The organism is Marinobacter sp. (genome assembly GCF_035268745.1).
In the GTDB taxonomy this organism is placed as follows: Bacteria; Pseudomonadota; Gammaproteobacteria; order Pseudomonadales; family Oleiphilaceae; genus Marinobacter.
The window spans coordinates 82,815-89,564 of sequence record NZ_DATFKH010000050.1; the positions used below are offsets into that span (position 1 = coordinate 82,815).

General features: G+C 58.1%; 8 protein-coding genes. All 8 read right to left on the reverse strand.

What is annotated here, in order from left to right:
• Positions 1-80: 80 nt before the first annotated feature.
• Positions 81-833, reverse strand: a complete 753-nt coding sequence (locus VJ956_RS03835; protein ID WP_324081819.1) for a flagellar basal body rod protein FlgF — start codon at positions 831-833, stop codon at positions 81-83.
• An 84-nt stretch (positions 834-917) separates the two neighbouring features.
• Positions 918-2,819: a flagellar hook protein FlgE gene (locus VJ956_RS03840; protein WP_324081821.1), complete on the reverse strand. Its 1,902-nt coding sequence runs from the start codon at positions 2,817-2,819 to the stop codon at positions 918-920.
• 26 nt (positions 2,820-2,845) lie between these two features.
• Positions 2,846-3,520: a flagellar hook assembly protein FlgD gene (locus VJ956_RS03845; protein WP_324081822.1), complete on the reverse strand. Its 675-nt coding sequence runs from the start codon at positions 3,518-3,520 to the stop codon at positions 2,846-2,848.
• Between the two features lie 18 nt (positions 3,521-3,538).
• Positions 3,539-3,988: a flagellar basal body rod protein FlgC gene (gene flgC / locus VJ956_RS03850; protein ID WP_324081824.1), complete on the reverse strand. Its 450-nt coding sequence runs from the start codon at positions 3,986-3,988 to the stop codon at positions 3,539-3,541.
• A gap of 34 nt (positions 3,989-4,022) precedes the next feature.
• Positions 4,023-4,421 carry a flagellar basal body rod protein FlgB gene (gene flgB / locus VJ956_RS03855; protein WP_324081826.1) on the reverse strand — a complete coding sequence of 133 codons (399 nt, stop codon included), beginning with the start codon at positions 4,419-4,421 and terminating at the stop codon, positions 4,023-4,025.
• A 258-nt stretch (positions 4,422-4,679) separates the two neighbouring features.
• The gene (locus VJ956_RS03860; protein ID WP_324081828.1) at positions 4,680-5,234 is read right to left on the reverse strand and encodes a nitroreductase family protein; all 555 of its coding nucleotides are present in this window, start codon (positions 5,232-5,234) and stop codon (positions 4,680-4,682) included.
• Between the two features lie 97 nt (positions 5,235-5,331).
• Positions 5,332-6,153, reverse strand: a complete 822-nt coding sequence (gene queF / locus VJ956_RS03865) for an NADPH-dependent 7-cyano-7-deazaguanine reductase QueF (RefSeq protein ID WP_324081831.1) — start codon at positions 6,151-6,153, stop codon at positions 5,332-5,334.
• Between the two features lie 12 nt (positions 6,154-6,165).
• The coding region (locus VJ956_RS03870; protein WP_324081833.1) for an ABC transporter permease at positions 6,166-6,750 on the reverse strand (585 nt) is incomplete at its 5' end.

The window sequence follows — 6,750 nt, forward strand, 5'->3', positions numbered from 1 at the left end:
TTATCTCCTTGCTGACGCCGACTCCGGGCGGCCAGATTTTGCCGCTCCGGCTTCCGCGAAGCCGATATTCATTCGCTATATCAGAGGTTCTGCAACAGTCGTGCCGAAGCTTCAGAGTTTTCATTGGCCGTGGTCATCACCTTGACCTGCATTTCGTACTGGCGCGAAAGCTGGAGGTTGGAAATCATCTCTTCCACGGCGTTGACGTTGGAGCTTTCAAGAAAACCCGACGCAATTCTCTGGCTGGCATCGGGCTCCTCCGGGCCATCAATGGCCTGGTCGGCCCTGCGCCGGATGAATCCGTCTTCTCCCTTTTCCAGCGCCTCCCGCGGCGGATTGACCAGCTTCAGACGATCCACCTCAACCAGCTGGTCAGGTGGTCCCCCCACAGGTACCAGCGAGATAGTGCCATCACTGCCAACCTGGACATTATCAAAAGGGGGCAGTGCCACCGGGCCGCCATTGCCCATCACCATTTCGCCGCTGGCCAGTCGTACCAGACCGTTTACATCGATCTGCAGGCTGCCGGAACGGGTAAATACTTCCTCGCCCTGCTGATTCTGAACCGCCAGCCAGCCATCGCCATCAACGGCGACATCCAGTTTACGACCGGTGTCCATCAGGGATCCGGCGGAGAGGTCTGTGCCGGGCCGTTCAGCCATGGCATAGGCGCGGGTAGGATGATGCTCGCCAAACACCGGCATGCTCCGGGCTTGCGCAAAATCACGCTTGAAACCGGTGGTACTCACATTGGCCAGGTTGTTGGCATGGGCGCGCTGGGAGAGCATGTTCTGCTTGGCGCCGGACATTCCGATATAAAGGGCTTTATCCATGGGAAAACTCCTGCCGGATTTTTGACTGTTTCCAGTCTTCTATCCTTATCCATGCAGGAGTTATACCATCTTTTGTATTGCGGGTTATCTCAGGTTGATGATGGTCTGAGTCACGGCGTCAGACGTCTCAATGGTCTTGGCATTAGCCTGGAAGTTGCGCTGGGCAATAATGAGATTGACCAGCTCCGCAGACAGATCCACATTGGACTCTTCCACCGAGCTCGCCTCGATATCGCCCAGAACTCCCGTGCCGGGCGCACCGGTAATCGGCTGACCGGATTCAAACGTTTCCACCCAGGCGGTGTCCCCGATCGGTGACAGACCATTGGCGTTGCTGAACGATGCCAGTGCCACCTGCCCCAGTGAAGTGGACTGGCCGTTGGTGTAGCGCGAGAACAGCACGCCGTCGCTGGAAAAATCCAGGCCCGACAGCCTGCCGGTCGTGAAACCATTCTGCTGCTGATCGGTGACCGCAAATTCGCTACCGAACTGGGTAGTGCCTGCCAGGTTCAGCACGAACGCAGAGGTTGTCGGTGGTTCCGGAATCGGAGTGGTTACCGGAGCACCGGGTGCCGGCGGGCCATCCGCACCGTTAGGGGTTCCGTCAGCATTTTTGGGGATCCAGTCGTCAACCAGAATTTCGCCGTTCGGGTCGCCATTGATCGACTGGAGGTTGCCGTCCTGATCAAACCGGGCCTGGAAGGGCGTGGTTTCGGTATTGGCAACGAATTCGCCATCAATCTGAAGATAGACCGACCATTCACTGACACCCACCCCATTGCCGGGTGGTGGCTGTTTTACATAGAACTGACTGATTTCATGAGGGTTGCCCAGGCTGTCAAAAATAGTGGTTGTGGTAGCGTGATTGAAGGTCCGCTGATCGTTCGGGTTGAACTGATTGGTGATGACAATGGCCCTGTTGTTCCAGGAATCGGCGATATTGGTGGCGCCACCAGCGGTGGACACAATATTGGTAATTTCCCGGTTCGCCTGGGGCCGTACGGTGCCCAGGGTTGTCTCCGACGGCTGTGACAGCGCATTACTCGCGAAGCCTGCCGTCAGGTTGTTGCCCCGGTTATCAATCAGGCGCAGATTGCCACCGGCGAGGGACGCCGAAATGGTCGGCGCCTGGGCATCGTTTATCGCAGTCACCAGCGATGCGGCATCCGTCACACCTGCGGTATCAACCGGTATATTCACACCGGTGACATCCAGGTCAAAGCTGAAATTGCCGGAAGCAATCGCAGTATTCAGATCAGCTTCGCTGATTCCCTCATACTGGGTTGTTGCGGAAGCTGATAACCCCCTGACGTCATTCAACACATCAACCACATCAGCCGCCGAGTAATTGGCGGTATTGGCGGGATTGACGGTCGCCGTAGACACGGTCCCGTCGTCGTAGCTGATTTCAAAGGACTCCTGGGGGAAGCCCGTGGCCGGCGCTGCCAGGGTGAAATCTCCCATGTCCGCCACCCGCCGCTCAAGAACCAACTCCCGTGAATCCAGGTTCAGATCCGAGCGCAGGTCGGTAGTACGTCGCGGCGGGAGGTTTCCGGATTCTATCTGCAGGTCACCGCGCAGACCGGACAGATTGCCGTCACCGTCGGCGGTAAAGCCCTGCACCCGCAGACCCTCATTATTGGTAAGGAAACCATCCTTATCAATGCTGAACTGGCCTGCCCGGGTATACCGGACCTCACCACCGTCGTTCAGGGTGAAAAACCCATCGCCGTTGATGGCCAGATCCAGACCACCATCAGTAAAACTGATGTTGCCCTGGCTGAAGGACTGCTTGACGTCCTGGACCCGGACGCCGTCCCCTATCGGCGCACTGCCGGCGCTGAGAAAACCGCTGGCGTAGAGATCGCCAAACTGCGCCTTGCTGCCTTTGAAGCCCACGGTGCTGGCATTTGCAATATTGTTACCGGTAACGTCCAGTTCAACTGATGCTGCCCTTAACCCACTGAGACCCGTGTTGAAAGCCATACTTCACCTCTTTATGTATACCGGTATCAATTAATCTGCTGCACGTCAGAAAGTGCAATCGATCCCATGCCGGCCAGGTTCAGCGTTACACTGCCGCCCTTGCCCAGGGAAACGCTATCGACGTTGGCGCTGACCATGGTTCCGAGTTGCTGCTGGCCATCCGGGTATGCGGCTTCCGCAACTATCCGGTAAGGTCCGGGTGGCAAACTGTTGCCGTTGCCGTCCTGACCATCCCAGCGGAAGCCGGTGACACCGGCCGGCTGGGCGCCCAGATCCAGCTGCCGCACCCGCTCTCCCACCTGATTCTCAATGGACAGTCGCAGCCCGGATGTACTGGCAGGTACCTGGATATTGCCGGATATCTCACCGGACCCCCCCAGGATACCCACCGGGGAAGGCGCAAGAACCGTCCTGCCAACCATGGCCGAGGCCTGCAGCGCCTGGGTCGAGCGGAACTGGCTGACCACATCGTCAACGCTTCCGGAAAGGCTCTGCATCTCCTCAAGTGAACTGAACTGGGCCAGCTGGGAAATGAATTCACCATTGTCCCGCGGCTCAAGCGGGTTCTGGTTCTTGAGCTGGGCAATCATCAGCTCCATGAACTCGTTCTTGCCGAGTTCTTTGTTGTTGCTGGTCTGCTCCTGATCGAGCCGGTATTTACTCAGCACGTCCGAGGCGTTAGCGGGGTTGATAACACTCATAATCAAATCCTCGTCCGATTACTGCTGACCCAGGGTCAGGATGCGCTGCATCATGGATTTTGCGCTGTTCATGATATCCACATTCATCTGGAAACTGCGCGAAGACGACATCATGTCAGCCATTTCCTCCACCACATTGACGTTGGGATAGAACACATAGCCGTCTTCATTGGCGGCCGGATGGTCAGGCTGGAACCGCATCTGCAGCTCGGCATCACTTTCCACGATGCCCTCTACCCGGACGCCGGTGCCGGGCCCCTGATCATTGGCTAAGGCCATTCCCTGCTGTTGCGGATTCAGCATGGATTGCTGAATGGCCGCAAAAACCGGCTTGCGGGCACGGTAGGTCTGGTCAATGCTGGAACTGGCGGTTTCCGCGTTGGCAATGTTGGAGGCGGTGGTGTTCAGCCGCAGTGACTGGGCCGTCATACCGGAACCTGCGATATCGAAAATGTTACCCAGTGACATCTTTGTGCTCCCTATTCAATGAGTCGCGGCCTGTTTACTGACCGGAAATAGCCTTTTTAAGACCGGTGACCTTGCCGTTCAGGAACTGAAAGCTGACCTGGTATTCCATGGCGTTACGCATGAAACGGCTCTGCTCCTGCTGGGCATCAACGGTGTTACCGTCCACCGAGGGCTGGTGCGGCACCCGATAAAGCAATTCGCTGTCCGCGGCCATGGCGCCGGTATCCAGGTGACGATCATGGGTTTTCTCCATGGCCAGGCCATCCAGGTTCTGCTGCGCCTGCTGCATCATCGCGCCGAAATCAATGTCTCTGGCCTTGTAGTTTGGCGTATCAGCGTTGGCGAGATTGTTGGCCAGCACTTCTGCCCGCTTTATCCGGGCTTCCAGTGCGGGCTGGTGAATCCCCAGAGCGCCATCGAGGGAAATAGGCATAATTCCTCCAGATCCTGAACGTACCGACCCATTAGTGATTGCCGGTTACCTGTCTTGAACAGCTTTAAACAGGCTGAAGCAAGCACAGTGCCAGTTTGCTCGGGTTGGTTAAAAAACTGGTGCGGGCGGGCGCAGAGCCCCGACTGGTGGGATAATGCGTGATTAAAGCGGATGGTTAGCGCAGGTAAATGCGGCAGCAGGCGGCAAAAGCTTTCCCTATTACCAGGGCGGGAGTCTGGCCCGTGGCCGGGCCGGACCTCAGAACGGCCACTGGCTGACAAAAGATGACGGTTCCGGGCGCGGCACCCGGGGTTTTTCACTGACCACGGTACCGGTATAAAGGAAACCGGTAATCAGCTCATGGCTGGCCAGTCCCAGCCCCTCAATCACAGCAGGATGGCTTGCCATGGGGCCGCTGCGCCACATGGCGCCAAAACCGGCAGACTGCAGCGCCAGAATCAGGTATCCCATGCCCACGGCGGCCGACATGGTCTGCTCCTGTTCCGGCACTTTCGGGTGGGGCTGATGACAGGCAATGCCCACAATGATCATGGGCGCCCGCAGCGGTGCCCCCAGCAGTTTGTCCCGCGCCTTTGCGGTCGCTTCGGCCCCCAGGGTTGAAGCAAAAAGCTCACCCAGCTTTGCCAGCCCGTCGCCGCTGACCACCAGATAGCGCCAGGGTCTGAGCAGCGCATGGTCAGGTGCTCTGGCAGCGCAGGCAAAAGCCTTGTCGAGCGTGTGCTGATCCGGAGCCGGGCTCTGCAGCCTCGGCTCAGAGGAGCGCTCAAGAAGCGCCTCGATAACTGGTGTCATAACAATTCTCTGCTGGTCTCTGGTGAATGGTAACCATGGGGCCTTGCTGTCAGGCTCCGGACCACCGTCGACGGCGGCGCGGCGGTAACCACACTGCTTACTGCCTGATCAGCCTGGGCCCGAATCCGCCATCCGGCGCGGTGCTTCGCAGCGGATTGATGTCCAGCCCGCCCCGGCGGGTGTAGCGCGCGCAGACCGTGAGATGTTCAGGCTGGCACCTGGCCATCAGATCGGTAAAAATCGTTTCCACGCAGTGCTCATGAAAATCCCGGGTCTGGCGGAAGCCCACTATATACCGCAGCAAGGCAGCCCTGTCGATGGCCGGCCCGGTGTAGCTCACCAGCAGGGTTGCCCAGTCAGGCTGACCGGTCACCGGACAGTTGCTTTTCAGCAGATGGGAACACAAGCGCTCGGTGACCGGTCCCGGCGAAGCAATCGCCAGAGCGTCCGGCTGATATTCATAGGTCACGCCTTCCAGGGGCTCATCATCAATCAGCACAAAACCTTCCGGCCGGCCCGCAAGCCGCACGTCCTCGTCAACACTGTGCAACTCTACTGCAACCACAGCGCCACTGACACTGGACAGATCCCGGGCAATCACCTCACCAACCCGTTCAGCCGATGAAAACATCACCTGATTAAGGGAATTGAGGTACAGCTTCATGGATTTCGATTCAACGATGGCCGGCGACGCCGCGGGTACGAGAATTTCCGCCCAGGCCACGGCCGGAACCCCGTCAGGCCTTAGCCAGGAAATCTCCCAGCCCTGCCACAGGTCTTCCCCGAACCAGGGCCAGCGGCCATCATCAAGACCGATTCGCCGGCGGTTGTGGTCCCGGGGGACCGGAAACAGCAGAGCCGGGTCGTAGCTGTCCGGGTATTCACTGGACCTGCCCAGCGGTCCATCAATCAAAGCCATAGTCAGTGCCCGTCAGCTGCGAATACCTTTGCCACGTTCGAGCATGCGCAGCGCGACCGCAGACAGGATGGTAATAAACACGACAATCATCCCCAGGGCAATAAACGGATTGACGTCCGATACCCCCAGAATGCCATAGCGGAATCCGTTTACCATATACAGGATCGGATTGATCATCGACACCCCCTGCCAGAACGCCGGCAGCAGATCGATGGAATAGAATACGCCTCCCAGGTAGGTCAGCGGCGTCAGCACGAAGGTGGGGACAATGGAAATATCATCAAACTTGGTCGCCAGCATGGCATTGATAAACCCGCCAACCGCAAACAGTGCCGAGGTCAGAAACACCGTGATCACCACCATTGGCAGATTGTGAATAGACAGCCGGGTGAACGCCAGCGACAGCAGCGTCACGATCAGACCGATGCCCAGACCCCGCGCCATACCACCGGCCACGTAACCGGCCAGGATGATCCAGTTCGGTACCGGCGACACCAGCAACTCTTCGATACTGCGCTGGAATTTCATCGAAAAGAAGGAGGACACCACGTTGGCATAGGAACTGGTAATAACCGCCATCATGATCAGGCCGGGAAC

What these genes read in the sequence shown, in the direction of transcription:
- VJ956_RS03835 (WP_324081819.1), bottom strand. Translation starts at nt 833, where the DNA reads ATGGATAAAGCCCTTTATATCGGAATGTCCGGCGCCAAGCAGAACATG.
- VJ956_RS03840 (WP_324081821.1), bottom strand. Translation starts at nt 2,819, where the DNA reads ATGGCTTTCAACACGGGTCTCAGTGGGTTAAGGGCAGCATCAGTTGAA.
- VJ956_RS03845 (WP_324081822.1), bottom strand. Translation starts at nt 3,520, where the DNA reads ATGAGTGTTATCAACCCCGCTAACGCCTCGGACGTGCTGAGTAAATAC.
- flgC (WP_324081824.1), bottom strand. Translation starts at nt 3,988, where the DNA reads ATGTCACTGGGTAACATTTTCGATATCGCAGGTTCCGGTATGACGGCC.
- flgB (WP_324081826.1), bottom strand. Translation starts at nt 4,421, where the DNA reads ATGCCTATTTCCCTCGATGGCGCTCTGGGGATTCACCAGCCCGCACTG.
- VJ956_RS03860 (WP_324081828.1), bottom strand. Translation starts at nt 5,234, where the DNA reads ATGACACCAGTTATCGAGGCGCTTCTTGAGCGCTCCTCTGAGCCGAGG.
- queF (WP_324081831.1), bottom strand. Translation starts at nt 6,153, where the DNA reads ATGGCTTTGATTGATGGACCGCTGGGCAGGTCCAGTGAATACCCGGAC.